Annotated in this window: 19 protein-coding genes, 2 tRNA genes and 1 pseudogene; 11 read left to right on the top strand and 11 right to left on the bottom strand. The window is 54.7% G+C overall.

The window, feature by feature from the left end; translation table 11 throughout:
• Nucleotides 1-40 precede the first annotated feature (40 nt).
• Both CKO12_RS01065 and apbC read right to left on the bottom strand, forming a co-directional pair.
• Nucleotides 41-316, bottom strand: a pseudogene (locus CKO12_RS01065) (P-loop NTPase); the annotation flags it as partial.
• A 110-nt stretch (nt 317-426) separates the two neighbouring features.
• Nucleotides 427-1,518 (bottom strand): iron-sulfur cluster carrier protein ApbC, encoded by a 1,092-nt coding sequence (gene apbC / locus CKO12_RS01060; protein WP_200152876.1) that lies wholly within the window; start codon nt 1,516-1,518, stop codon nt 427-429.
• 212 nt (nt 1,519-1,730) lie between these two features.
• Between apbC and metG the strand changes: the two genes are divergently transcribed.
• The 3 genes from metG to CKO12_RS01045 are packed head-to-tail and all read left to right on the top strand — an operon-like array spanning nt 1,731 to nt 7,911.
• Nucleotides 1,731-3,764 (top strand): methionine--tRNA ligase, encoded by a 2,034-nt coding sequence (metG, locus tag CKO12_RS01055; protein ID WP_200152875.1) that lies wholly within the window; start codon nt 1,731-1,733, stop codon nt 3,762-3,764.
• Nucleotides 3,761-4,843 carry an efflux RND transporter periplasmic adaptor subunit gene (locus CKO12_RS01050; RefSeq protein ID WP_200152874.1) on the top strand — a complete coding sequence of 361 codons (1,083 nt, stop codon included), beginning with the start codon at nt 3,761-3,763 and terminating at the stop codon, nt 4,841-4,843. Before metG ends, CKO12_RS01050 begins: the two co-directional genes overlap by 4 nt.
• Entirely contained in the window at nt 4,840-7,911 is a 3,072-nt protein-coding gene (locus tag CKO12_RS01045) for an efflux RND transporter permease subunit (RefSeq protein ID WP_200152873.1), read from the top strand. Before CKO12_RS01050 ends, CKO12_RS01045 begins: the two co-directional genes overlap by 4 nt.
• A 31-nt stretch (nt 7,912-7,942) precedes the next feature.
• On the opposite strand, the gene CKO12_RS01040 is transcribed toward CKO12_RS01045, so the two are convergent.
• Nucleotides 7,943-10,780, bottom strand: coding sequence for a class I SAM-dependent DNA methyltransferase (locus CKO12_RS01040; RefSeq protein WP_200152872.1), 2,838 nt, complete (start codon nt 10,778-10,780; stop codon nt 7,943-7,945).
• Nucleotides 10,781-11,066: 286 nt separating this feature from the next.
• Here CKO12_RS01040 and CKO12_RS01035 point away from each other — a divergent pair, with 286 nt between their 5' ends.
• The 5 genes from CKO12_RS01035 (at nt 11,067) to CKO12_RS01015 (ending at nt 14,984) form a co-directional block, all read left to right on the top strand.
• Complete coding sequence (locus CKO12_RS01035) at nt 11,067-11,486, top strand: hypothetical protein (protein ID WP_200152871.1); 420 nt, start codon at nt 11,067-11,069, stop codon at nt 11,484-11,486.
• Between the two features lie 233 nt (nt 11,487-11,719).
• A complete protein-coding gene (gene ftsY / locus CKO12_RS01030) occupies nt 11,720-12,928 on the top strand; it encodes a signal recognition particle-docking protein FtsY (RefSeq protein ID WP_200152870.1) in 1,209 nt (402 codons plus the stop codon).
• A 12-nt stretch (nt 12,929-12,940) separates the two neighbouring features.
• Entirely contained in the window at nt 12,941-13,609 is a 669-nt protein-coding gene (gene ftsE, locus CKO12_RS01025) for a cell division ATP-binding protein FtsE (protein ID WP_200152869.1), read from the top strand.
• A gap of 69 nt (nt 13,610-13,678) precedes the next feature.
• Nucleotides 13,679-14,578, top strand: coding sequence for a permease-like cell division protein FtsX (gene ftsX / locus CKO12_RS01020; RefSeq protein WP_242466141.1), 900 nt, complete (start codon nt 13,679-13,681; stop codon nt 14,576-14,578).
• Between the two features lie 82 nt (nt 14,579-14,660).
• Complete coding sequence (locus CKO12_RS01015) at nt 14,661-14,984, top strand: DMT family transporter (protein ID WP_200152867.1); 324 nt, start codon at nt 14,661-14,663, stop codon at nt 14,982-14,984.
• On the opposite strand, the gene CKO12_RS01010 is transcribed toward CKO12_RS01015, so the two are convergent.
• From CKO12_RS01010 to rplU, 6 genes are all read right to left on the bottom strand, one after another.
• On the bottom strand, nt 14,976-15,752 hold the full coding sequence (locus tag CKO12_RS01010; protein WP_200152967.1) for an endonuclease/exonuclease/phosphatase family protein: 777 nt from the start codon (nt 15,750-15,752) through the stop codon (nt 14,976-14,978). The two genes, CKO12_RS01015 and CKO12_RS01010, sit on opposite strands and share 9 nt — an antisense overlap.
• A 59-nt stretch (nt 15,753-15,811) precedes the next feature.
• Entirely contained in the window at nt 15,812-16,462 is a 651-nt protein-coding gene (locus CKO12_RS01005; protein ID WP_200152866.1) for a c-type cytochrome, read from the bottom strand.
• Between the two features lie 145 nt (nt 16,463-16,607).
• A complete protein-coding gene (gene proB, locus CKO12_RS01000; RefSeq protein WP_200152865.1) occupies nt 16,608-17,732 on the bottom strand; it encodes a glutamate 5-kinase in 1,125 nt (374 codons plus the stop codon).
• A 30-nt stretch (nt 17,733-17,762) separates the two neighbouring features.
• Entirely contained in the window at nt 17,763-18,884 is a 1,122-nt protein-coding gene (gene cgtA, locus CKO12_RS00995) for an Obg family GTPase CgtA (protein WP_200152864.1), read from the bottom strand.
• A 100-nt stretch (nt 18,885-18,984) separates the two neighbouring features.
• Entirely contained in the window at nt 18,985-19,242 is a 258-nt protein-coding gene (gene rpmA / locus CKO12_RS00990; protein ID WP_200152863.1) for a 50S ribosomal protein L27, read from the bottom strand.
• Between the two features lie 13 nt (nt 19,243-19,255).
• Nucleotides 19,256-19,570, bottom strand: a complete 315-nt coding sequence (gene rplU / locus CKO12_RS00985; protein WP_200152862.1) for a 50S ribosomal protein L21 — start codon at nt 19,568-19,570, stop codon at nt 19,256-19,258.
• A 307-nt stretch (nt 19,571-19,877) separates the two neighbouring features.
• Here rplU and CKO12_RS00980 point away from each other — a divergent pair, with 307 nt between their 5' ends.
• Both CKO12_RS00980 and CKO12_RS00975 read left to right on the top strand, forming a co-directional pair.
• On the top strand, nt 19,878-20,846 hold the full coding sequence (locus CKO12_RS00980; protein WP_200152861.1) for a polyprenyl synthetase family protein: 969 nt from the start codon (nt 19,878-19,880) through the stop codon (nt 20,844-20,846).
• A gap of 13 nt (nt 20,847-20,859) precedes the next feature.
• Nucleotides 20,860-20,936: transfer RNA gene (locus CKO12_RS00975), tRNA-Pro, on the top strand.
• Between the two features lie 120 nt (nt 20,937-21,056).
• Here CKO12_RS00975 and CKO12_RS00970 read toward each other — a convergent pair.
• Together CKO12_RS00970 and rpoD are read right to left on the bottom strand one after the other, a co-directional pair.
• Nucleotides 21,057-21,132 (bottom strand) — tRNA-Ile (locus CKO12_RS00970).
• Nucleotides 21,133-21,154: 22 nt separating this feature from the next.
• On the bottom strand, nt 21,155-23,011 hold the full coding sequence (gene rpoD / locus CKO12_RS00965) for an RNA polymerase sigma factor RpoD (RefSeq protein ID WP_200152860.1): 1,857 nt from the start codon (nt 23,009-23,011) through the stop codon (nt 21,155-21,157).
• A 374-nt stretch (nt 23,012-23,385) separates the two neighbouring features.
• Between rpoD and dksA the strand changes: the two genes are divergently transcribed.
• Entirely contained in the window at nt 23,386-23,832 is a 447-nt protein-coding gene (gene dksA / locus CKO12_RS00960; protein ID WP_200152859.1) for an RNA polymerase-binding protein DksA, read from the top strand.
• Nucleotides 23,833-23,856 lie beyond the last annotated feature (24 nt).

Raw genomic sequence — 23,856 nt, 5'->3', positions numbered from 1 at the left:
CTGATTCCCGCCGTTTTTTATGTCAAGGCAAGCGCAGCGGTTAGTTGTTTTGAATCACGATGCGCGGGAATTTCGCCGCATAATCCTTGGCTTGCAGCGATAACTTCGCTGCCGTTTTACGGGCAATTTCCCGATAAATCGCAGTCGCACGGCAGTCTGGCTGCGCCACCACCGTCGGCTTGCCGCTGTCGGTTTCCTCGCGGATGTGCAGCTCCAACGGCAACGAACCCAGCAACTCAACGCCGTATTGATGCGACATGCTCTGCCCGCCGCCGCTGCCAAAAATCGGCTCCTCGTGCCCGCATTTTGAGCAGATACAGTTGACGCGAGATGAGGTGTCAAATTTTCTGACATCAAACCCACAAAAAACGGCGGGAATCATTTCACTGATTCCCGCCGTTTTTTATGTCAAGGCAAGCGCCGCAGTTAGTTGTTTTGAATCACGATGCGCGGGAATTTCGCCGCATAATCCTTGGCTTGCAGCGATAATTTCGCCGCCGTTTTACGGGCAATTTCCCGATAAATCGCAGTCGCACGGCAGTCTGGCTGCGCCACCACCGTCGGCTTGCCGCTGTCGGTTTCCTCGCGGATGTGCAGCTCCAACGGCAACGATCCCAGCAACTCAACGCCGTATTGATCCGACATGCTCTGCCCGCCGCCGCTGCCAAAAATCGGCTCCTCGTGCCCGCATTTTGAGCAGATGTGGATGCTCATATTTTCGACGATGCCGAGCACCGGCACCTCGACTTTTTGAAACATTTTCAAGCCTTTACGCGCATCAAGCAGCGCGATGTCTTGCGGCGTGGTGACGATGATCGCGCCGGAAACCGGCACCTTTTGCGCCAGCGTCAACTGCGTGTCGCCAGTGCCCGGCGGCAAATCAATCACCAGATAATCAAGGTTTGACCAGTTGGTATCGTTCAACAATTGTTCGAGCGCCTGCGTCACCATCGGCCCGCGCCAAATCATCGGCGTTTCTTCTTCAATCAAAAATCCAATCGACATCGCTTGCAGGTGATAGCTCGTCATCGGCTCCAAACTGTTGCCGTCTTTGGATTCCGGTTTACCGCTGATGCCGAGCATTCGCGGCTGCGACGGGCCATAAATATCCGCGTCAAGAATGCCGACAGTCGCGCCCTCCGCCGACAGCGCCAGCGCCAAATTCACCGCCGTCGTGGATTTACCGACGCCGCCTTTGCCGGAAGCAACTGCGATGATATTTTTAACGTTATCAATCGGTTTGAGCGATTTTTGCACCGAGTGCGCCTTGATCTCCCAACCCACCGTCACCTCGGCGCTGGCGACCCCATCCACCGCCAGCACCAACGCCTTGACCGCGTCAGCAATCACGGCTTGCACCCCTTTGGCCGGAAAGCCGAGCACGATCTCCACCCGCACCTGATCGCCGTCGATCTGGATGTGTTTAATCGCGTGCGCAGCCACCAGATCGCGCCCCAAATGCGGTTCAACGTAGCCTTTAATCGCGGCTTCAATCACTTCTTTTGTCACTTCAGACATGCAAACACTCCAATAAACAACAAGATACCCGCAGTAACACGGGCGGAAATCAGTGGTGGCGTTCAGCGCAGCACCGCTGATCGGATGACGTGAATAGCATGGTAGCAGTCACGATCAATTCAATCCGCAGCCGCGCCCGGTTCAGCGATATTGCCCCCGACCGTGCGATACTTTCACCCTTTAAGATCGCGTGTTAGCCGAGCCATTTTCTTATGAGTCAACCTCGCCAGATTCTCATTACCAGCGCCCTTCCTTATGCCAACGGTCCGATTCATATCGGCCATCTGGTTGAATACATTCAAACAGATATTTGGGCGCGTTTTCAAAAGATGCGCGGTCATCAGTGTTGGTACGTCTGCGCGGATGATGCGCACGGTACGCCAATTATGTTGCGAGCGCGGCAGGAAGGCATCGCACCCGAAGCGTTAATTGCCCGCATTGCCGCCGAACATCAAGCCGATTTCGCCGCTTTTCGGATTGGCTTTGATAATTATCATTCGACCCATTCGCCAGAAAATCAACATTTTGCCAACTTAATTTATAGCCGCAATCGTGATGCCGGACATATTGCCCAGCGCACCATTACGCAGGCGTACGATCCAGTTGAGCACATGTTTTTACCGGATCGGTTTATTAAAGGCGAGTGTCCAAAATGTGGTGCTGCCGATCAATACGGCGACAATTGCGAAGCCTGCGGCGCGAGCTATTCACCTGCCGAATTAAAAAATCCGCGTTCAGCGGTTTCTGGTGCCGTACCAGAACAGCGCGATTCCGAGCATTATTTCTTTCGTTTGCGCGATTTTGAAACCATGCTGCGCGATTGGACGCGCAGCGGCAGTTTACAAAAAGAAGTCGCCAACAAATTAGATGAATGGTTCACCGCTGGCTTGCAAGAATGGGATATTTCCCGCGACGCGCCCTATTTTGGCTTTGAAATTCCCGATCATCCCGGCAAATTCTTTTACGTCTGGCTGGATGCGCCCATTGGTTATTTAGCCAGTTTTCAGAATTTGTGCGACCGCACGAGCGGATTAGATTTTGCGCAATTTTGGGCAGCGGATGCCACTGCCGAGCTGTATCATTTCATTGGCAAAGACATCATTTATTTTCACGCGCTGTTTTTTCCAGCGATGCTACATGGCGCTGGATTCCGCACACCCAGCGCCATTTTTGCGCACGGCTTTTTAACCGTTGATGGGCAGAAGATGTCAAAATCACGCGGCACCTTTATTAAAGCCCGCACCTATTTAGATCATCTCAATCCCGAATATCTGCGCTATTATTTTGCCGCCAAACTCGGCTCCGGGGTGGATGATATTGATTTGAACTTGGCGGATTTCACCGCTCGCGTTAATTCCGATTTGGTCGGTAAAGTGGTGAATATCGCCAGCCGCTGCGCCGGATTTATTCAGAAAGGTTTCGATGGGCAATTGGCAGCGACTTTGGCAGAACCGAATTTATTTGCAGAATTCATTGCTGCTGGTGACGCAATTGCTGCTGCGTATGAACAACGCGAATTTAATCGCGCCGTGCGTGACATCATGGCGCTCGCAGATCGCGCCAATCAATACATTGATGAAAAAGCGCCGTGGGTGATTGCGAAACAGCCCGGACGTGAAATTGAATTGCAAGCAGTCTGTGCAATGGGAATTAACTTATTTCGCATTTTAATTGGGTATTTGCGCCCAATTTTGCCCGGCACGGCAGCAGATTCTGAAGCCTTTTTACAGGTCGCACCATTAACGTGGGCGGAATTGGCGACGCCGTTGTTGGCGCACCAGATCGCGCCGTTCAAACCGCTGTTGACTCGCGTCGATCCGGCGCAAATCGCGGCGATGCTGGCGGCGTCAACCGACGATTTAACCGTTGCGGCTCCGGCTGCCGCGCCAGCGCCCGCTGTCGCCGTCGCGCCGCTGGCAGCAACGATTGATTACGATACTTTTGCACAAGTTGATCTGCGCATCGCTTTGATTAAAGATGCGAAATTGGTGGAAGGCGCGGATAAATTGTTGCAATTGACGCTCGACATCGGCGGCGAGACGCGCAACGTGTTTGCGGGCATTCGCTCTGCTTATGATCCCCAAACGTTGGAAGGGCGTTTGACCGTGATGGTTGCCAATCTCGCGCCGCGCAAGATGCGTTTTGGCGTTTCTGAGGGCATGGTGTTGGCGGCAGGAGCGGGCGGTAAAGAGTTGTTTTTGTTGAGTCCAGATTGCGGCGCGGAGCCGGGGATGCGGGTCAAATGAGATGGCAGCACAGTTGTCAGGTGGTGATTGGATTGGCGTGGGCGGTGATGATGCCGCTGGCGCTGGCAGAGGATGCTGCGCCTTGGGTGGTGACGACGCAGGTGAGCAGCATTCCCACGCTGCGCTGGCATCTCACCGGCACCGTACAGGCGCGTCACGAGATTCCGCTGGCGTTTCGGCTGGGCGGTGCCATTCAGGAGCGGGCGGTGGAGATCGGCGATCAGGTGGTTGCTGGGCAGATGCTGTTTCGCCTTGATCCGCGTGATGTGATTCAGCAGCAGATCGCAGCGGAGGCGATGGTTGCCAGCGCCCGTGCTGAGATGGAAAACGCCCAGCGCGAGCGCGAGCGTCAAACCGATTTGTTGCGCAAAAAGCTGGTGAGCCAACAGGATTATGACCGCGCTACCACCACTGCGCGGGCTGCCAGCGAGCAGTTGATTGCTGCGCAAGCGGCGTTGAAACAAGCCGTCAATGCCATTGCTTATGCCACGCTGACTGCGCCAGTCGCGGGCGTGATTGTGGAAGTGAGCGGGCAACACGGGCAGATCGTCAGCGCCGGTCAACCGTTGGCGGTGTTGGCGGAAGCGGGAGCGCGGGAAATCGTGGTCGCAGTGCCGGAAGATCGCCGCGCCAGCTTGCCGTCCACCGCTACTGCGCAACCGTTTAGCAGTACGGCAATGCTGCCGGTGACGTTGCGTGAACTCGCCGCGACTGCCGATCCGCTGACGCGCACTTGGCTGGCGCGGTATCAGGTGGACAGTGCTGTTGGCGAACAGGCGCTGCATGAACTGCCGGTTGCGCCAGCGTTGGCATTGGGCACGACGGTCACGCTGCATTTTGCGGCACCGTCAACCGCACCGCGTTTGCGGGTGCCGCTGGGGGCGATTTTGGAACAGGGACAAGGCGCGGTGCTGTGGCGCATCGCTGATGGTCAGGTGCAGCCGGAGCCGGTGACGATTGTGGGCATTGATGGCGAATTTGCTGAAATTCAAACCACGCTTGCGCCGGGAACGCCAGTCGTGGCGCTCGGTGTGGATCGGCTTTTACCGGGGCAAACCGTGCGGGTGCGGGCACCATGATCAGCTTCAATTTATCGGCGTTAGCCGTCCGCGAACGCTCCGTCACCCTCTTTTTTATTCTCGCCACCGCCGTCGCGGGCGTATTGGCATTTACCCATTTGGGACGGGCAGAAGACCCCGCGTTCACGATGCGCGTGCTGGTGGTGTCGGCGCTGTGGCCGGGTGCCAGCGCCGAGCAGATGCAGCGACTGGTTGCTGATCCGCTGGAAAAGCGCATCACCGAGGTGGAGTATTTTTATCGCGTCGAAACCACCGCCCGCCCCGGTCGCATCGACATGCTGGTTGAATTTCAGGATTACACGCCCTCGCCCCGCGTCCCCGATCTGTTTTATCAAATCCGCAAACGCATGAGCGACGAAGTGGGCAAGTTGCCCAACGGCGTCCTCGGTCCGTTCGTCAATGATGATTTTGCTGATGTCTACTTTGCGCTTTACGCGCTCTCAGCTCCCAAGTTGCCGCCGCGCCAGCTCGTGCGCGAAGCCGAACAAATTCGGGATCGGCTGGCGCGAGTGGCGGGAGTGCAAAAGGCGCGGGTGTTGGGTGAACGTCCGCAGCGGATTTTTATTGATCTTGATGCGACACGTTTGGCAGCACTCGGCATCACTGCGCTGGCCGTCAAGGAGGCGCTGGAGGCACAAAACCAATTGCTGCCAGCCGGCGTAGTGGAAACCGTTGGGCCGCGCTTGGCGCTGCGCTTGAGTGGCGCATTGGACGATCTCGAAGCAATCAAAGCGGTGCCGCTGCGCGTCGGCGAGCGTTTGTTCCAATTGGGCGAGATCGCCGAAGTGCAGCGCGGCTACGAAGACCCGCCCGGTTACATCATTCGAGCGGGCGGTGAGGACGCGGTGCTGCTCGGCGTGGTGATGCAAGCGGGTCAAAACGGTTTAGACCTCGGCGCTCGCTTGGCGGAATTCATTACCCAATTGGAAACAGATTTGCCATTGGGATTTCATTTAACGCCGCTCACCAATCAAGCCGATGCGATTTCCCGCGCTGTGAATTTATTTCAGATTAAATTTTTAGTCGCAGTCGGCGTGGTGATGCTGATTAGTTTTATTGCGTTGGGTTGGCGAGCGGGTTTAATTGTCGGCATTGCGATTCCACTCACGCTGGGTTTAACGTTTTTATTGATGTTAATGCGCGGCGTTAATTTAGATCGGGTGTCGCTCGGCGCGTTAATTATTGCGCTGGGGCTATTGGTGGACGATGCGATCATTGCGATTGAGATGATGCTGGTCAAAATGGAGGAAGGCTGGGATCGGTTGCGAGCGGCAGCTCATGCGTGGACGGTAACGGCAGCGCCAATGTTGAGTGGCACGCTGGTGACGGTGGTGGGATTTGTGCCAATTGGTTTTGCACAATCTGGCGTCGGTGAATACGCGGGCAATATCTTTTGGGTATTGGCGTTTGCTTTGCTGGTGTCATGGCTGGTGGCGGTAACTTTCACGCCATATTTAGGAACGTTGCTATTAAAAAGCCACCCGGTTGTAAAGAGTGATGCAATAGAAAAAGATGCTCATTATTTATCCATCTACGCCACGCCGTTATATCGCCGCCTCCGCCGCCTGATTCGCGGCTGCGTCCGCTACAAAATTCTCATCGTGACCGGCACCTTCGGCGTGTTGGCGCTCGCCATCGCCGCGCTGGCTGGACCGGTGCAAAAGCAATTTTTCCCCAGCTCGGATCGCCCTGAAGTGTTGGTGGATATTTATCTGCCCGAAGGCAGCAGCGTGGCGCTCACCACCGCCGTGACCGACCGCGTGGAGGCGATTGTTCACAACGCGCCCGGCGTGCGTTCGCTGTCCACTTATATCGGCGCAGGTGCGCCGCGCTTTTTCCTCGCGCTCAATCCCGAACTGCCCAATCCGGCGTTCGCCAAATTGATCGCAGTCGCAGACGATCCGGCCGCCCGCGATGCCCTGATGACGCGGCTGCAAACCCATATTGATGCCGGTGAATTCCCAGAAGCGCGGGTGCGGGTGCAGAAATTGCTGTACGGCCCGCCGGTGATTTGGCCGGTGAGTTTCCGCGTGCTCGGCCCTGATCCGGTGCGCCTGCGCCAGCTCGCTGAACAGGTACGCGCTCAGGTCGCCGCGCATCCCCACACCGCCGACGCGCATCTCGAATGGGGTGAACGGGTGCCGGTGGTGCGGCTGCAACTTGATCCCGCCCGACTGCGCCTGCTGGGACTGACGCCGCGTGATCTCGCCATCCAACTCCAGTACGAACTCTCCGGCGTGATCGCTACCGAAGTGCGCGAGGACATTCGCGCCGTGCAATTGGTGTTACGCGGCACTGCGCCGCCGCCGAATTTGGCGGATTTGCCGCTCAAAACCCAAGACGGACGCACGGTGACGCTGGCGCAGGTCGGCGAGTTGACGCTGGAATTTGAAGACCCGGTGCTGAAACGCTACAACCGCGAGCCATTTATTGGCGTTAATGCCGAAGTTCACGCCGCGCAGCCGCCAGATGTGACCGCCGACATTTGGACGCAATTGGAACCGCTGCGGGCGCAGTTGCCGCTCGGCTATCGCATCGACATCGGCGGCGCGGTGGAGCAATCCAGCAAGGCGGATGTGTCGATTCAGCGGGTGCAGCCGATCATGCTGGTGCTGATGTTGACGCTCATCATGCTGCAAATGCGCAGCTTTGCCGGCATGTTGATGGTCGTAGCGACCGCGCCGCTGGGCGTGATTGGCGCGGTGATCACGCTGCTGGTGGCAGATAAACCGTTTGGTTTTGTCGCGCTGCTCGGTTTGATTGGATTGGCGGGGATTTTGATGCGTAACACCTTGATTCTCGCCAAACAAATTGAAGATAACCTCGCGCAAGGCATGGAAAAATCCGCAGCGGTGGTGGAGGCGACTGTGCAGCGGGCGCGACCGGTGGTGTTGACGGCAGCGGCAGCGGTGTTCGCCTTCACTCCGCTGGCGAGCGATACCTTTTGGGGGCCGCTGGCGTATGTGTTAATTGGCGGCATCATTGCAGGAACTGCCATGACTTTGCTGTTTTTACCCGCATTATATTCATTGTGGTTTCGCGTAAAACTCGCTCCCAACCCGCAATAACTATTCTACAGTTCAGTCTGCAACGTGATGATTAGCGTTGCAGATTGAGCGCCAATAACCGCTGCAATATCTCCGTCTCATTCAATACTGCGCCATCATTCCAGCCATACGCAGCCGCCACTGCGTGATCTAATTTTGCTTGCGCGTTAATCAGCCACGTTGGTTGTTGATTATACAAATGCGTGAGCGTCCGTGTTTTTAATTGCGCGGCAAATTCCGGTTTAACCATGATGCGCTCAGGATAACCCGCCACCACTTCCGGCACACGCTCAACCCATTCCGGCGGATTTAACCACTGCTCGCGCAATTGATTAAGTTGATATGCAGCTTCGGCAATTGCAATCGCATGATCTCGATATGCGGACGCAACGCTCGGAATAATGACGCCATTGCCTAATTTTTCAATTGCGCCGCCAGTATCAGCGGGCGTTAAACCGCTTGGAAACGGGAAGGTTTCAAATGTCGTGGTGGGCGTATAACGCGGCGTTGCGCCCAAACTGGTGCCCATCCGCAATGCCCACAATTCATGGCAACGAGACTGCAAAATGCCAAAGGTCGTATCATCGGCACGGGCAAATGTATACAGTTGCACATCTGGCAAAATTTTAGTATCCAGCCAAACAAAAATACGGTATTTTGCTACCTGAGGTGTTACCAAAACTCTTGGTAATGTTGCCAACACCGCCCGCAAATCTTCACGGCTGCGTTCAAACAACCACCAGTTAGCGGCAATTTTTATATTTCGATTGATTACTCTTTGCGGTTTAACGTGCTGTAGTGCATATTTATATGGTAATTCGTACATCGCAGCATCAACTTCAGTCATACCGACACCAAAATCAATAATCCACATATCAGAAAAGCGGCGGGTAATATCCATGCCGTTGACCCAGCAACGTAACACGTCGCGGTTAGATTTTCCGTGAGGATTAGGTGATTTTAGCCACTGCCGCGCTAAATGACCATGAATGTCAAATGCTCCATATTTCTTCGTTCCGCTAAAGCATATTCCGGTATTTTCTACTAAATTTTTAGCGGTCGTTACATCTGCTGCACCAGTGATTGATGCTGCGGTCAAATCGGCATAAATTGCTGGCACCGGTTCGCCATTTAAGACGGGCGTTGATTTTGTATTTCCAAAGCAAATCAAGCTGACCCGCACTGCCGCGCCGCTGTTAATCCAAGGCTCATCTGACCACGCATTAAAAATGGTCGTCGTTTTACAAATGTGTTCTAACACTTTGCGATTCGCCCCGCCGCGAATTGAATTGGTTGCCACCAAACCGGCAGCGTGCGCTTGACCGCTGGCAATTTGCGCCCGCGCTTTTTCAAACCAATAAGTGACTAAATCTGCACCAGCGGGAACCCGCGCATCATAAATCGTTTTCAATGCTGCAAAATAATCATCACCTAACACGCCGCGCTTTTTACTGCCGCCTAAAAAAGGCGGATTACCAACAATGACATCAACGCTTGGCCACTCTGCTTCTGCGCCCAGTTCATTGACGATTGCATCACGACGAGCAATGATATTAATTGGTTTCAAAATAGGATCATCTGCTAAAGAAAAACCATGTTGAATCATCCACTGCAATTCGCCAATCCAGACGGTAACGCGAGCCAATTCAGCGGCATACGCATTGGTTTCAATACCCAATACATTCTCTGGCCCAACCGCCGGAAAACTGCGCGGAAAATTCAACCGCTCGGCTTCTACAATAATTTCGTGCTCCAAATCTTTTAACCCTTTTAATGCTAAAAACAGAAAATTACCGGAACCACATGCTGGATCAAGCACGCGGAAATTGCGCAACCGCTCCAACATCTGCGTCAATAACGCCTGCGCTGCTTTACGATTTTTTGTTTGCGTCACGGCAGTTTTAATCGTTGCCCATTCTGCCCGCAATGGTTCTAAAACAACCGGATTCACAATCCGCATAATGGCTGCTGCATCGGTGTAATGTGCGCCCAATTGCTCACGTTGATTCGGATCCAAACCGCGCTCAAATAAGGTGCCAAAAATGCTGGGTTCAATTGCTGACCATTTCCACTCCGCCAACTCGCGCAGCGTTTTAATATCAAGGACGGTTAATGGCAACACTGCTGCGGTGCTCAATAAACCGCCGTTAAAATACGCAATTGGTTCTGTACCAAAACAGCCGCCAGTTGCCATCGTTTTTAATAAAGTGTCCAACATTTGCAGCACATAGGCGGGGCGCTGTTGTCCGGCATCAAGCAACTGAGTAAAAACTTTATTGGGTAATAAACCGATGTCTTGCGCAAAAAAGCAAAATAATAACTGCTGGCTAAACTGTGCGACTTGCAATGGCGCATGACCGCGCTGACAAAGCGCGGCTGCTAATTCACTAAAATGCCGCGCTGCTGCTTCCGTTAATGCGGCAGTCGTGCGCGTGGGGCGCAAGCGTTCCGGTTCACTGAATGCCCATTTTAATAATTGCAACCGCGCTGGATTGCGCAAATCCTCCAGCGTGATATGATGTTGATCCGGCACCGTACCCGGGAATGCTGTATGAATAATGATCTGTTCCATATCGGCAACGATCAATAACGGCGGATGTAATAACGATGGCGTGTAGAGTTGGAGTTGCTTAAATGCTGCGGCTAAATTTTTACGCTTGCCTTTATATTCCCAGCCGAAACAGTCTTTTTTCCACACATCTGCCCAACCATCACCGCCGCCAGCTTTTTTAGCGCCGCGCTCAAAACAATAAAATGCGCCGGTCGGATCAATGTCCGCTGGCGTTAGCTCATGCAATAGATGGCATAAATCAATAAAATGCTCCTGCGCTGCGGAGCGTTCTTTTAAGGTTGTGGCGTGCCATTTAGCGATAAATTGTTCAGGAGTCATAAATTTATATCACGCCAAGTGAAAGCAACCACTTTTGAAAAAAAGTGGGTGTGAAGTGGATCAAAAAGAAATAATAAACGCAAATACTTAAACCCTGCTAAAATTTTGCTCTGTTCGGCAGCCTCGCTGTTGATGCTGAAAAGCGTATGTTAGTGAGGGTTTAACAGAAACCGGACGCGGTCATTCAATCATTCACTTGCGATCACTCTTGCTTTGCGGTGAAAATAGCCCCGCTTGTCACCACGCAGGCACAATAAAAACCACACCAACTCTGGAGGAGTTTTGAATGCACAATCAACACGTTCATTATCGACACTTGGCATTTTCAGCCGCTCTATTTTTCACCTTTAGCAGCATCGCGCCATGCACTTATGCGCTTGATTTTGGCGATATGATGAATCCCAACCGCTGGATGAATGGCAATCGTGATCGTGATCGCGCTGACCTTCCGCCGCCACCGCCGCCAAACTATGCGCCGCCGTATGTCGCTCCGCCTGCGTATTACGGCACCGCGCCGCTGATGCCCGCTGCGCCGTCCACTTCTGCTGCGGATAAAGCGGAAATTGAAGCATTAAAACGGCGCATTGAAGAATTGGAAGCGCAGCAACGGGCGCAAGCGGCTAAACCTGCACCGCGCCAGCCGTTTGCGGCACCAATCAATGAATTGCCGGCTGCGCCAGTGTTTCGTCCGCTAGATAAAAATTAACCCGCTTAACAAATATCACTGCGGTGCTGCTTGTGCCGCAGTGTAACGCGCAAAAAGAATACAATTCTTTAGCAAGTGATTAAAAAGCGCAGTTTGGTTGATAATAATTGTGAATAAAAACTACATTGTTTTGTACGATATTCTAAATAAAAGCGGTAAAGCGCAGCACCGGAAACGCTAATCTGGTAGCATGAATCGCATCGTGATTCCTCAACTTGTGAATACAAGCATCTATGTTTGGTTTCGGTAAAAAACACAAAACCCCCGCGCCGCCACCTCCCGACGTTGGCGCTGACGCCCCCAAAGCCCCCGGTCTCTTCAGCAAGTTATTCAAATCCACTCCCGAAGCTGACGCGCCACCCGCTGCGCCTGCGCCAGTTGCGCCGCCACCAGTTGTCGCGCCAGCGGCAGAAAGTGACGCCGCGCCCGGTTTGTTCAGCAAATTGTTCAAATCCAACAAGATAGACGCTGAGATCGCGCCCGCGCTGGTCGTTGCGCCGGAGCCAGAAGCGGATGACGCGCCCAAAGTCGGCGTGTTGACGCGGCTGCGGGAGCGGCTGTCGCGCTCGCGTACCCAGCTCGGCGATGGTCTCGGCACGCTGTTTTTGGGGCGCAAGCGGATTGATGACGAGCTGCTGGAGGAGTTGGAAACGCTGTTGATTACGGCGGATGTCGGCGTGGAGGCGACGGCGCGGATCATTGCCGATCTCACTGAGCGGGTGAAACGCAAAACGTTGGCCGATCCGCCTGCGCTGTTGCTGGCGCTCAAAACGGAATTGCGCACGCTGTTGTTGACCGCCACCGGTCCGGTGCGCCAGCCCGCTGCCGGTAAACCGCAGGTGATTGTGATGGTTGGTGTCAATGGCGCGGGTAAAACGACCACCATCGGCAAGCTCGCCAAACGGCTGCAAGCGGAAGGAAATAGCGTGATCTTGGCGGCTGGCGATACGTTTCGCGCCGCTGCGGTTGAACAGTTGGAGGTGTGGGGCGAGCGCAATCAGATTCCGGTGATCGCGCAGCACACCGGCGCTGATTCCGCGTCGGTGATTTTTGACGCGCTGCAAGCCGCGACTGCGCGGGGCGCGGATGTGTTGATTGCTGACACCGCCGGGCGGCTGCACACCAAAACCAATCTGATGGACGAATTGAGCAAGGTGGTGCGGGTGTTGAAAAAGATCGACCCTGACGCGCCGCATGAGGTGATGTTGGTGGTGGACGCGAGCACCGGGCAAAACGCGCTCGCGCAGGCCGAACAGTTTCATCGGGCGGTGGGCTTGACGGGCATCACGCTGACGAAGCTCGACGGCACCGCAAAAGGCGGCATCCTGTTTGCGATTGCTGACCGGCTGCGGCTGCCGATTCGGTTTATTGGCGTTGGTGAGAGCATTGACGATCTGCGTCCGTTTGATGCCGATGAATTTGTCGATGCTTTGCTGGGCTAGGAGCGCGAGCGCGTGATTCAATTTGAACACGTTTTCAAACGCTATCCCGAACGCGGCGAGGCGCTCACGAACATCAGTTTTGAGATGAAAGTGGGTGAAATGGCGTTTTTGACGGGGCCGTCGGGCGCGGGCAAAAGTACTTTGCTGCGCTTGATTGGGCTGTTGGAACGTCCGACTCGTGGCGACATCGTTGTCAACGGGCGCAATTTGGCGACGCTGCCGCGAGATCGCATTCCGTATCATCGCCGCGATGTCGGCATGATTTTTCAAGATCATCGCCTGCTGCCGGATCGCAGCGTGTTTGACAACGTGGCGCTGCCGCTGGTCGTCACCGGTCTCGGTCACAAAGAAGTCGGGCGGCGGGTGCGGGCGGCGCTGGATCAAGTCGGGCTGCTCAAACGCGAACGCGCCGTGCCGGTGGCGCTGTCTGGTGGTGAACAGCAGCGGGTGGGCATTGCGCGAGCAGTGGTCGGACGCCCCCCGGTGTTGTTGGCGGATGAACCGACCGGCAATCTCGATCCTGAGTTATCCAAAGAAATTTTCCAATTATTTGAGCGGTTTCAATATGTTGGCGTGACGCTGTTGATTGCCACCCACGATCTGGCGCTGGTCAGAAGTATGCACTACCGCACCTTTAGCCTTGGCGAAGGGCGATTGGTCAATGACACGCGAGGCTGGTAAACGATGTTGAAACCCCATTCCCGGCGGCGACGCCTGCCCAAACTGGCCGAGCAGTTCCAAATTTGGCTCATGCAGCATGTGCAAAACGCGCTGGCGACCTTGGGACGGTTATTTGATACGCCGGTGCCGACCGGAATGACGGTGGCGGTGATTGGGATTTCGCTGGCATTTCCGGCGGCGCTGTATGTGCTGGCGGACAATTTGCGCACGATGGCGGGAAGTTGGGATCAAACAGCGGCGATCTCGCTGTTTTTGCGTTATGACATCACCGACGCGGCGGCGACCCCGCTGGCGGAACAGTTGCGCAAATGGCCAGAAATTGCGCGGGTGGACATCATCAGCCGCGACAGTGCCTTAAATGAATTTCGGGCGCTGGGTGGTTTTGAGGAGGCGCTGGAGCAATTAAAAAATAATCCGCTGCCGATAGTGGTGGCGATTTATCCGCACGCGGCATTTGCGGCACCGGCGCAATTGGAAACGTTGCAAAATAAGCTATTACGGCTGCAAGAAGCGGATTTTGCGCGAATGGACACCGTTTGGTTGCAACGGTTTCAAGCCATTCTCGATTTAATTCAAACCGGCGTGGTGCTGCTCGGCGGGTTATTAGGAATGGGCGTGTTATTGATTGTTGGCAATACGATTCGGTTAGAAATTCTCAACCGCCGCATTGAAATTGAAATTATGGAATTGGTCGGCGCGACTTCTGCATTTATTCGCCGTCCGTTTTTATATGCGGGCGCGTGGTACGGCTTATTGGGCGGACTGACGGCGTGGCTATTGGTAACGCTGGCGCTGATTTTATTGCAAGGATCGGTTTCGCGGCTGGCGAGTTTATATCGCAGCGAGTTTCCGCTGGCTGGATTGGGAATAAGCGAGACCTTGATTGTATTGAGCGGCAGCATCGCGCTCGGTTTAATTGGCAGTTGGATTGCGGTAGAGCGGCATTTGCACGGCACTGAACCCAATTAAATTGCGCGACCCGCTAGATAATGACTTTGCGCCTCACGTTTGGAGGCGTTTTTTATGAGCACGGCAACGTGAGGATATGTTGATGCAACACTGGTTTTTTCTCAGCGGTGCCATCGCGCTAGAAGTGATTGGCACGACGTTTATGAAATTATCTGCTGGTTTGACCAAGCCGCTGTTTATTGCGTTGATGCTGCTGTTTTATGTCGCGTCGTTTTTAGTGTTGACGCTGGCGCTGCGCAAAATTGAGGTCGGCGTTGCTTATGCGGTGTGGTCGGGCGCGGGCACGGCGTTGATTGCCGCGATTGGAATTCTGTATTTTCAGGAGGCGATAACGACGTTCAAACTCATCGGCATCGGCTTGATTATTTTGGGCGTGATCGGGATCAATCTCGGTGGTTCACAGTGAAACTGCGGCAGTTTCAGCAAAGCGCAGCCCGGCGGGCAGTTCGATGGTCATACTCAGCGGCAGATGATCCGACAGTGCGTAGTCGATGACGCGGGCGCTGACCACGCGCAGCGGCGCGGTGATTAAGATGTGATCGAGCGGGTGACGCGGGCGCCAGCTCGGAAAGGTTTTGAGCGCACAGTCCAAGCCGTGCAGCTCGGTTTTTTGCACCAGAGCGCGTAAACCGCCGCCATGACAGCCGCAGTTAAAATCGCCCATCAGCACCAAATACGGATGCGCGGCGGTGAGCTGGAAGAGGTAGTCCAATTGCTGGCGCTGCGCCCGTCCGCCGAGGGCTAAGTGCAGGATCGCAATCGCTAAATCGCTGCCGTCCGACAGCGGCAATTCCGCCACCACCACGCCGCGTCCGGGCAAGCCGGGCAAGCGATGTTCGGTGATGCGACGTGGCGCTAAACGACTGAGTAGCCCGTTGCTGTGTTGGGCGAAGGGGCCGAGATTGCGGTTGATTTGGCGATACCAGTGCGGAAAGCCGCCATGACGGGCGAGATATTGCACTTGATCAATGTAGGCGCTGCGCAGGCTGCCGGCGTCAACTTCTTGCAACCCAACGAGATCGAATTGGCGCAACAGTTGCGCGATCTGGGTGAGATTGACCAGCCGCTCCGGGTGCGGCAGCAGATGTTTCCAACTGTTGGTGAAATAGTCGCTGTATTGACGGGAATGGATGCCCGCTTGGACGTTGTAACTCAGGAGATTGAGCTGGCGCATGATGGCGGGGTGGGAGGTCGCCACCACCGGCAGAGCGGTGGTGGCGGCGGCGGTGCCGATTATTGCGCTGCCGCCAGTCCTTGAATGTACTGCGACACAGCGGCGATTTCTTCTGCCGTCATCCGCGCCGTCACGCCGCGCATCATGCCGTTGGGATCATTTGCCCGCTCTTGTTTTTGGAAATAGCCCAGCGTTTGTTTCACATAATCAGCATGTTGCCCAGATAAACGGGGGAACTTTGACAACCCCTGCCCCAGCCCAGCCGGACCGTGACAACCGCTGCACGCTGGAACGCCGGAGACCGGATTGCCCGCCCGATAAATGCTCTCACCGAGTTTGGCCAATTCCGGGCTTGTCGTGCCGCCGCTTTGTTTCTGGCTCGAAAAATACGCCGCTACATCCGCAACTTCTTGATCGGTCAGCGGTTTTGCCATCGGCGTCATCTGGACGTTGTAGCGATTGTCCGCTTTGAAATCCATGATTTGCTTCTTGATGTAGTCAGGATGTTGCCCCGCCAATTTCGGCCAAATCGGCACCAAGCTGTTGCCTTGCGGACCGTGACACGCGATGCACACGGTGTTTGCTTTTTGTTCACCAGCCTTGATGTCGCCGGTGAGTTCTGCCGCTGCCGCCGCAGGTTCATTTGCTTGTGCCACGCCAGCCGCAAAAATTGCCGCGACCGACACGCTGAGAAGCCAAGTTTTCGTCATGAGCTGTGTCCGAGCTGTGATGAGCCGAGAAATTCGGCTGGTGGATGAATAGTTAAAAAAACCGGCGACGTATAACAGGTTTTTCGCAAAACGGTCAATCGCTGCCGCGTCGCCAACCGGTGCAATTGACACTTGCCAGCGCCAGCTACAACAGCACCAAATTATCGCGGTGGATCAACTCGTCGTCGTCAAGATAGCCCAAAATTGCCTCGAAATGCGTTGACGAATGCCCTTTGATGCGCTCGGCCGCTGCCGCGTCATAATTGACCAAACCGCGTGCCACCTCGCGCCCCAACTCGTCCACACACGCCACCACCTCGCCGCGCTCGAATTGTCCCTGCACCGTTTTGACGCCCACCGCCAACAAACTGGTGCCGTGCTCGCGCAGTGCCGCCACCGCGCCAGCATCGAGAATCAAGCGCCCGCGCACTTGCAAATGCCCCGCCAACCACTGTTTCCGCGCTGCCTGCGGCTCTTCGGTGGGAATCAACAAGGTGCCAACCGGCGCACTCGCGCCAATCCGCGTCAACACGTCTTCCCCGCGTCCGGGCGCAATCACCGTCGGCGTACCCGACCGCGCTGCGAGACGAGCGGCGCGAATTTTCGTGACCATGCCGCCAGTGCCCAAGCCAGTTACGCTGCCGCCAGCGACCACGTCGAGCACCGGATCGTCCACGCCCGTTTCTGGAATCAACTGCGCTGCGGGATAAAAACGCGGATCGTGATCGAATAAACCATCTTGATCGGTGAGCAAAATCAGCAAATCCGCTTCGATCAAATTCGCCACCAGCGCCGCGAGCGTGTCGTTATCGCCAAACCGCAGCTCATCGGTCGCCACCGTGTCGTTTTCATTGATGACCGGAATCACGCCCAGCCGCAGCAAGGTGCGCAGCGTACTGCGGGCGTTGAGATAGCGAACGCGGTTGGCGAGATCATCGCGGGTCAGCAGCACCTGCGCGGTGTTGAGACCACAGGCTTGAAAACAATCTTCATACGCCCGCACCAGCCCCATTTGCCCAATCGCTGCTGCCGCTTGCAGCTCATGCAACGCCTGCGGGCGACGATGCCAACCCATCCGCGCCATGCCTTCCGCCACTGCGCCAGATGACACCAGCACCACTTCACAACCGGCACGACGGCGCTGGGCGATTTGCTCCACCCAAGGCACCAGCATCGACTTTTCCAGCCCGTGCCCGTCTTGAGTTAAGAGCGCACTGCCGATTTTGACCACCCAGCGGTGGGTGTGAGAAAGCAGATCACGAGTCATCATAACGAAAACAATCAGCGTTGAATCAAAGATTTAACCAAGAGGATGCCATTCTGTGTCGTCGTCTGGCGCAGCGGGCATATCCCACTCCGCCAACGGCGCTGCCGCGTACACCGCCGCAGTTGGCGTGGTATCGGGATGCTGTTTCAACTCTTCCAAGCGGTGCATCAGCGCGTTGACCAGTTCGCTCGTGCCCTGTCCGGTGAGCGCCGATAAACCGTACACCGGCGCAGTCCAGTCCAGTTCAGCCAGTATCTGCGCCCGCCGCTCGGCGTATTCCTCAGCGGGGAGCAGGTCGGTTTTATTGAGCACCAGCCAGCGTTCTTTATCGGTCAGATCGCCGCCAAACGCGGTCAATTCGCCCTCAATTTTGCGCACCTGCGCACTCGGTTCTTCTTGATCGCCGAGCGGGGCGATGTCCACCAGATGCAGCAACAGGCGCGTGCGGGCGAGATGTTTGAGAAATTGAATCCCCAGCCCGGCACCTTCGGCTGCACCTTCGATCACGCCGGGAATATCGGCGACCACAAAGCTGCGGTTTTGCCCGACGCGCACGACGCCGAGATTGGGATACAGCGTGGTGAACGGGTAATCGGCGACCTTGGGGCGGGCGCTGGAAATCTGGCGGATGAGCGAGGATTTACCGGCGTTGGGAAAGCCGAGCAGCCCGACATCAGCCAACAAAATGAGTTCAAGTTGAAGCTCGCGGCGCTCGCCCGGCGTGCCGGGTTTGGACTGGCGCGGCGCTCGATTGGTGCTGGATTTGTAACGGGCATTGCCGATGCCATGAAACCCACCTTGGGCGACGAGCAACCGTTGTCCAGTTTCCAACAGCTCGCCGATCAATTCGCCGGTGTCCTGCTCAAACACGCGGGTGCCGACCGGCACTGGCACGTTGAGATCAACGCCGCCGCGTCCGGTCATGTCTTTGCTCATGCCGTTATGACCGCGTTCGGCGCGATGAATGCGCTGGTAGCGGAAATCAACCAAGGTGTTGATATTGTTATCGGCAACGAGATACACGCTGCCACCGTCGCCGCCATCGCCGCCGTTGGGCCCGCCAAACGGGATGTATTTTTCGCGGCGAAAGCTCACGCAGCCATTGCCGCCATCGCCGGCTTCGACCCGAATGAATGCCTCATCTACGAATTTCAACAAATTCTCCCGCTGAACCTAAAACGAAAAAGCCCCGTCGAAAGGACGAGGCTTATTGCGTGTGTGTGAGACGGCGTTGACAACGCCGCGCTGAACACAATTAGACGCTTTCGACCGTTACGAATTTACGGTTTCGCGGTCCCTGCACCAGAAACTTCACGATGCCGTCGCGCAGTGCAAATAACGTGTGGTCACGACCGCAGCCGACGTTGACGCCGTTGTGTACTTTGGTGCCGCGCTGCCGAATGATGATGCTGCCGGCGGTGACGGTTTGACCGCCAAACACTTTAACGCCCAGCCGTTTCGACTCGGAATCACGACCGTTGCGGGAACTACCGCCTGCTTTTTTATGTGCCATTGCAAATTCCCCCTTATCCGGCGCTGATGCTGGTGATTGTCAGCGCCGTGTACCACTGCCGATGCCCTTGACGCTTCAAATAATGTTTGCGCCGCCGGAATTTAACGATCTTAACTTTTTGCGCCCGCCCGTGACTTTCCACAGTTGCGGTGACGCAGCCGCCGGTGAGATAAGGCGTTCCAACTTTAATGTCATCGCCATCAGCGACCATCAATACTTGATCTAAATCAATGCTGGTGCCTGCTTCGGCGACCAGTTTTTCAACTTTCACCGTATCTCCTTCGGAAACCCGGTATTGCTTACCGCCGGTTTGAATGACCGCGTACATGATTTGAAATCCCCACAACGATTCGGAATTGTTGGCGACGCCAAGCGTCGGAACAAAGAAGCGGGATATTATGTCGATATAATAGGTTCAGTCAATCACTTAACGCCGCCACTGGTGCGGAATCGTGCCGCGTTTTGCGCCAATTTCATCGTTTTAGGTGCGTAAATCAGTCGACTGGAAGCCCTAAAATGGCGTAATCTTCAACTTGCTCACAATAACCATAAACCGCGACCTTGTGGCTTGACAGCTTTTTGTGCCACTCCTAGCATCTTCAGCCGCCATCATCGACAGACTCCTAAAAATACGCATGGACCTCTCCACGATTCGACACCCCGTCGCTGAGGACTCGAAGGCCGTGGACGCCTTGATCCTGCGCCGCCTTCAGTCCGACGTTGTTCTGATTAACCAAATCGGCCACTACATCGTCAACAGTGGCGGTAAACGGCTGCGTCCACTTTGTGTGCTGCTTGCCGCTCGTGCCTGCGGCTATCGCGGCGAGCGTCACATCGACTTGGCAGCAGTGGTGGAATTTATCCACACCTCGACGCTGCTGCATGATGATGTGGTTGACAACTCCGCGTTGCGCCGTAACCGCGAGACGGCAAATGTCGTCTGGGGCAATGATGCCAGCGTGCTGGTCGGTGATTTTCTCTATTCCCGCGCTTTTGAAATGATGGTAGATGTCGGCAACATGCGGGTGATGGAGGTGCTGGCGCACGCCACCAATCGGATTGCCGAGGGCGAAGTGTTGCAGTTGCTCAATGAGCACGATCCCGACACCACCGAGGCGCGTTATATGGAAGTGATTACGCGCAAAACCGCGACGCTGTTTGAAGCCGGTTCACGGTTGGGAGCGGTCATTGCGGATGCGTCGCCAGAGGTTGAAGCGGCAGCCGCGAGTTACGGCTTGCATCTGGGCATCGCGTTCCAGTTGATTGACGATGCGTTGGATTACAGCGTCGATAATGCCGATTGGGGCAAAAATGTCGGCGACGATCTTGAGGAAGGCAAACCAACTTTGCCGGTGATTCGAGCGTTGGCGGTGGGAACTCCTGCGCAGCAAGCGTTGCTGCGGAGCGCGATTGAAACCGGCGGACGCGAGCACATTGACGCCGTCACCCAAGCGATTGCGTCAACTGATGCAATCGCCTACACTGCGCAACTCGCAAAAAAGCACGTTATGTGGGCACAAGAAGCGTTAAAAGTGCTCCCAGCTTCCGCAGCGACCACCGCCCTTGCCACGATGGCGGATTTTTCAGTCAGTCGCTCGCGGTGATGCCAACAGTTTGCGGGGTGTAGCTCAGCTTGGTAGAGCGCTGTCTTCGGGAGGCAGAAGTCGCAGGTTCAAATCCTGTCACCCCGACCACATTTTTAATGCACAAAAGCCGCTCACGAGAGCGGCTTTTTTGTGCCCGTCCATATCGTTTTTCTTCAAATTTTAAGCGTAAAAAAACCGCTCCGGCTGGCGACCGGAGCGGCTGTTGCGTGGTAGGCCGTGTAGGATTTGAACCTACGACCAAGGGATTATGAGTCCCCTGCTCTCACCACTGAGCTAACGGCCCTCAATAACTGGTGCTAACGCGCTTAATCGGTATCAAGAAAGCTGCGTAGTTTATCGGATCGCGTCGGATGGCGCAGCTTGCGCAACGCCTTGGCTTCAATTTGACGAATCCGCTCGCGGGTCACATCAAACTGTTTACCAACCTCCTCCAGCGTGTGGTCGGTATTCATATCAATCCCAAAGCGCATTCGCAAGACCTTTGCCTCGCGGGAAGTCAAACTCGCCAACATATTTTGCGTCGCCTCACGCAACCCTTCTGCAGTCGCCGAATCAATCGGCGAAATCACTCCCGCATCCTCAATGAAATCGCCAAGATGTGAATCTTCATCATCACCAATTGGCGTCTCCATTGAGATCGGCTCCTTGGCGATTTTTAAGACCTTGCGCACCTTATCTTCTGGCATTTCCATCCGCGTTGCCAATTCTTCTGGCGTCGCCTCGCGCCCCATTTCTTGAATCATCTGCCGCGAAATGCGATTGAGTTTATTGATCGTCTCAATCATGTGTACCGGAATCCGAATGGTACGCGCTTGATCAGCAATAGAACGGGTAATCGCTTGGCGAATCCACCACGTTGCATAAGTGGAAAACTTATAGCCGCGCCGGTATTCAAATTTATCGACCGCCTTCATCAAACCAATGTTGCCTTCCTGAATGAGATCGAGGAATTGCAACCCGCGATTAGTGTATTTCTTTGCAATTGAAATCACCAGCCGTAAATTCGCCTCCACCATTTCCTTTTTAGCGCGGCGTGCTTTCGCTTCCCCAATCGACATCTTGCGATTGACTTCTTTAATCTCACCAATCGTCAAAATGTTTTCACGTTCAACGTCCTGTAATTTGCGCTGCACGCGGCGAATCTCAGGCGCGAGAGCATTCAAACGGGAGGTATAAGCGTGACGCTTTTTTAAGTGCCCATCAAGCCAATTTGGATTGGCTTCATTTTTGGGAAAACTCTCAATAAATAACTTGCGCGGCATTCCCGCTTGGTCAATACACAGCGCCATCATTTGGCGTTCTTGGGTGCGAATCCGCTCGACCGTATGACGCAAAATTTCAGTGAGTTCTTGAAAGACTGGCGCAACTAATTTGAATTGCAAAAAGACTTCAGAGACATCTTTCATCGCTGCCCGCGACCGCGCATCATCGCGCCCGTATTCTTCTAATGCTGCCCGCAAAATACCAAAACGTTCGCGCAATAACGCCGCTCGCGCTGCGGCATCTTCAGGATCAGGACCGGTATACACCACTGCCGGTTCTTCTTCATCCGTATCCGTATCAGGATCAATGTCAGCTTCCAGTGCTGTTTTATCGAGATGAATGGGCGTTTCAATCACGGGTGCAATCACCGGTATTGGCGCTTCATCATCACCATCATTAAAGCCAGAAATAACATCAGTGAGGCGCGTTTCTTCACGCTCAACGCGATCAAAAATTTCAATCAATTTTTCAACGGTGCGCGGATAAATTGACAGGGATTCTAAAACTTGATTGAGACCATCTTCAATGCGCTTGGCAATCGTTAATTCACCCTCACGGGTTAATAATTCTACCGTGCCCATTTCGCGCATATACATGCGTACCGGATCAGTTGTGCGGCCAAATTCGCTATCAACCGTAGCGATTGCGGCAGCGGCAGCTTCGGCGGCATCATCATCAGAAACAGCGGAATCACTCAGGGTATGATCGACCACATCAGGCGCGATCTCCTGCACCATGATTCCCATCTCATTGATCATCCGAATGATGTCTTCGATTTGATCCGTTTCAACAATGCCAGAGGGTAGATGGTCGTTTACCTCGGAGTAGGTGAGATAACCCTGTTCTTTGCCCTTGGCGATCAATTGCTTCAATTGTGACTGTTGCTGTTCTTGATCCATGGGATACCTTGCGTTATCGGAGCTGCAACGGGAATAAAGTGAACCGCGAATGATACCACAGTTGCGGCGGGAGATTAAAACAAAAGAATTGCGTTTTTTATAGCGGTTGATTTGTGAGGATTGCAGATCAAATTAGGATCAGCATGACGCCGTTGCCACCGTGCGCAACTATTGGAATCCGTCCGCGCAAAAGTGGGAATGAACCGCTGGTTTTTGCGTGCTGATGTCTCATGTCAATTGCTGCTGTTGTGCGGTTGATGTTGCCCAATTGCGTCATATCTGGTACTTAAAGGCGTTTTTCGCGGCACATCCTCATTTGCTTGCCCGGATGATCGCCACACAGATTCCACGCGCAACGCCTTCGGGAGATCGCCATGGCCGAAGCAAAAGTTCACGCCCAAGCACAGGAAGCAGTGACGTTAGGATTTAAACCCTACGCACTCACGGCTGACGAGGAATACATGAATCCAGCGCAGGAGGAGCATTTTCGCGGTCTGCTGCTCGCTTGGAAACAATCGTTAATGGAAGAAGTGGATCGCACCGTCCACCACATGCAGGACGATGCCACCAATTTTCCCGATCCCAATGATCGCGCCACGCAAGAATCGGAGTTCAGTTTGGAGCTGCGCACCCGCGACCGCGAGCGCAAGCTGATTAAAAAAATCGACGAGGCGCTTGATCGTCTTGATAACCACGATTATGGCTATTGTGAAGCCTGCGGCGTGGAGATTGGCATTCGTCGTCTGGAGGCACGTTTGACCGCAACACTCTGTATTGATTGCAAAACGCTGGACGAAATCCGCGAAAAACAACGCGGTTAATCGTTCACCTCAGCAGTTCATTCT

Origin of the sequence: Chromatium okenii (assembly GCF_016583745.1) — a bacterium.
Classification (GTDB): Bacteria; Pseudomonadota; Gammaproteobacteria; order Chromatiales; family Chromatiaceae; genus Chromatium; species Chromatium okenii.
The sequence above is the reverse complement of the archived record's forward strand: the minus strand, read 5'-3'. Positions and strand labels throughout refer to the sequence as shown.

Coding starts and splice junctions, on each gene's coding strand:
- apbC (WP_200152876.1), bottom strand. CDS start 1,518: ATGTCTGAAGTGACAAAAGAAGTGATTGAAGCCGCGATTAAAGGCTAC.
- CKO12_RS01005 (WP_200152866.1), bottom strand. CDS start 16,462: ATGACGAAAACTTGGCTTCTCAGCGTGTCGGTCGCGGCAATTTTTGCG.
- CKO12_RS01040 (WP_200152872.1), bottom strand. CDS start 10,780: ATGACTCCTGAACAATTTATCGCTAAATGGCACGCCACAACCTTAAAA.
- metG (WP_200152875.1), top strand. CDS start 1,731: ATGAGTCAACCTCGCCAGATTCTCATTACCAGCGCCCTTCCTTATGCC.
- dksA (WP_200152859.1), top strand. CDS start 23,386: ATGGCCGAAGCAAAAGTTCACGCCCAAGCACAGGAAGCAGTGACGTTA.
- rpoD (WP_200152860.1), bottom strand. CDS start 23,011: ATGGATCAAGAACAGCAACAGTCACAATTGAAGCAATTGATCGCCAAG.
- rplU (WP_200152862.1), bottom strand. CDS start 19,570: ATGTACGCGGTCATTCAAACCGGCGGTAAGCAATACCGGGTTTCCGAA.
- CKO12_RS01035 (WP_200152871.1), top strand. CDS start 11,067: ATGCACAATCAACACGTTCATTATCGACACTTGGCATTTTCAGCCGCT.
- CKO12_RS00980 (WP_200152861.1), top strand. CDS start 19,878: ATGGACCTCTCCACGATTCGACACCCCGTCGCTGAGGACTCGAAGGCC.
- CKO12_RS01050 (WP_200152874.1), top strand. CDS start 3,761: ATGAGATGGCAGCACAGTTGTCAGGTGGTGATTGGATTGGCGTGGGCG.
- CKO12_RS01045 (WP_200152873.1), top strand. CDS start 4,840: ATGATCAGCTTCAATTTATCGGCGTTAGCCGTCCGCGAACGCTCCGTC.
- ftsX (WP_242466141.1), top strand. CDS start 13,679: ATGCAGCATGTGCAAAACGCGCTGGCGACCTTGGGACGGTTATTTGAT.
- ftsY (WP_200152870.1), top strand. CDS start 11,720: ATGTTTGGTTTCGGTAAAAAACACAAAACCCCCGCGCCGCCACCTCCC.
- rpmA (WP_200152863.1), bottom strand. CDS start 19,242: ATGGCACATAAAAAAGCAGGCGGTAGTTCCCGCAACGGTCGTGATTCC.
- CKO12_RS01010 (WP_200152967.1), bottom strand. CDS start 15,752: ATGCGCCAGCTCAATCTCCTGAGTTACAACGTCCAAGCGGGCATCCAT.
- proB (WP_200152865.1), bottom strand. CDS start 17,732: ATGATGACTCGTGATCTGCTTTCTCACACCCACCGCTGGGTGGTCAAA.
- CKO12_RS01015 (WP_200152867.1), top strand. CDS start 14,661: ATGCAACACTGGTTTTTTCTCAGCGGTGCCATCGCGCTAGAAGTGATT.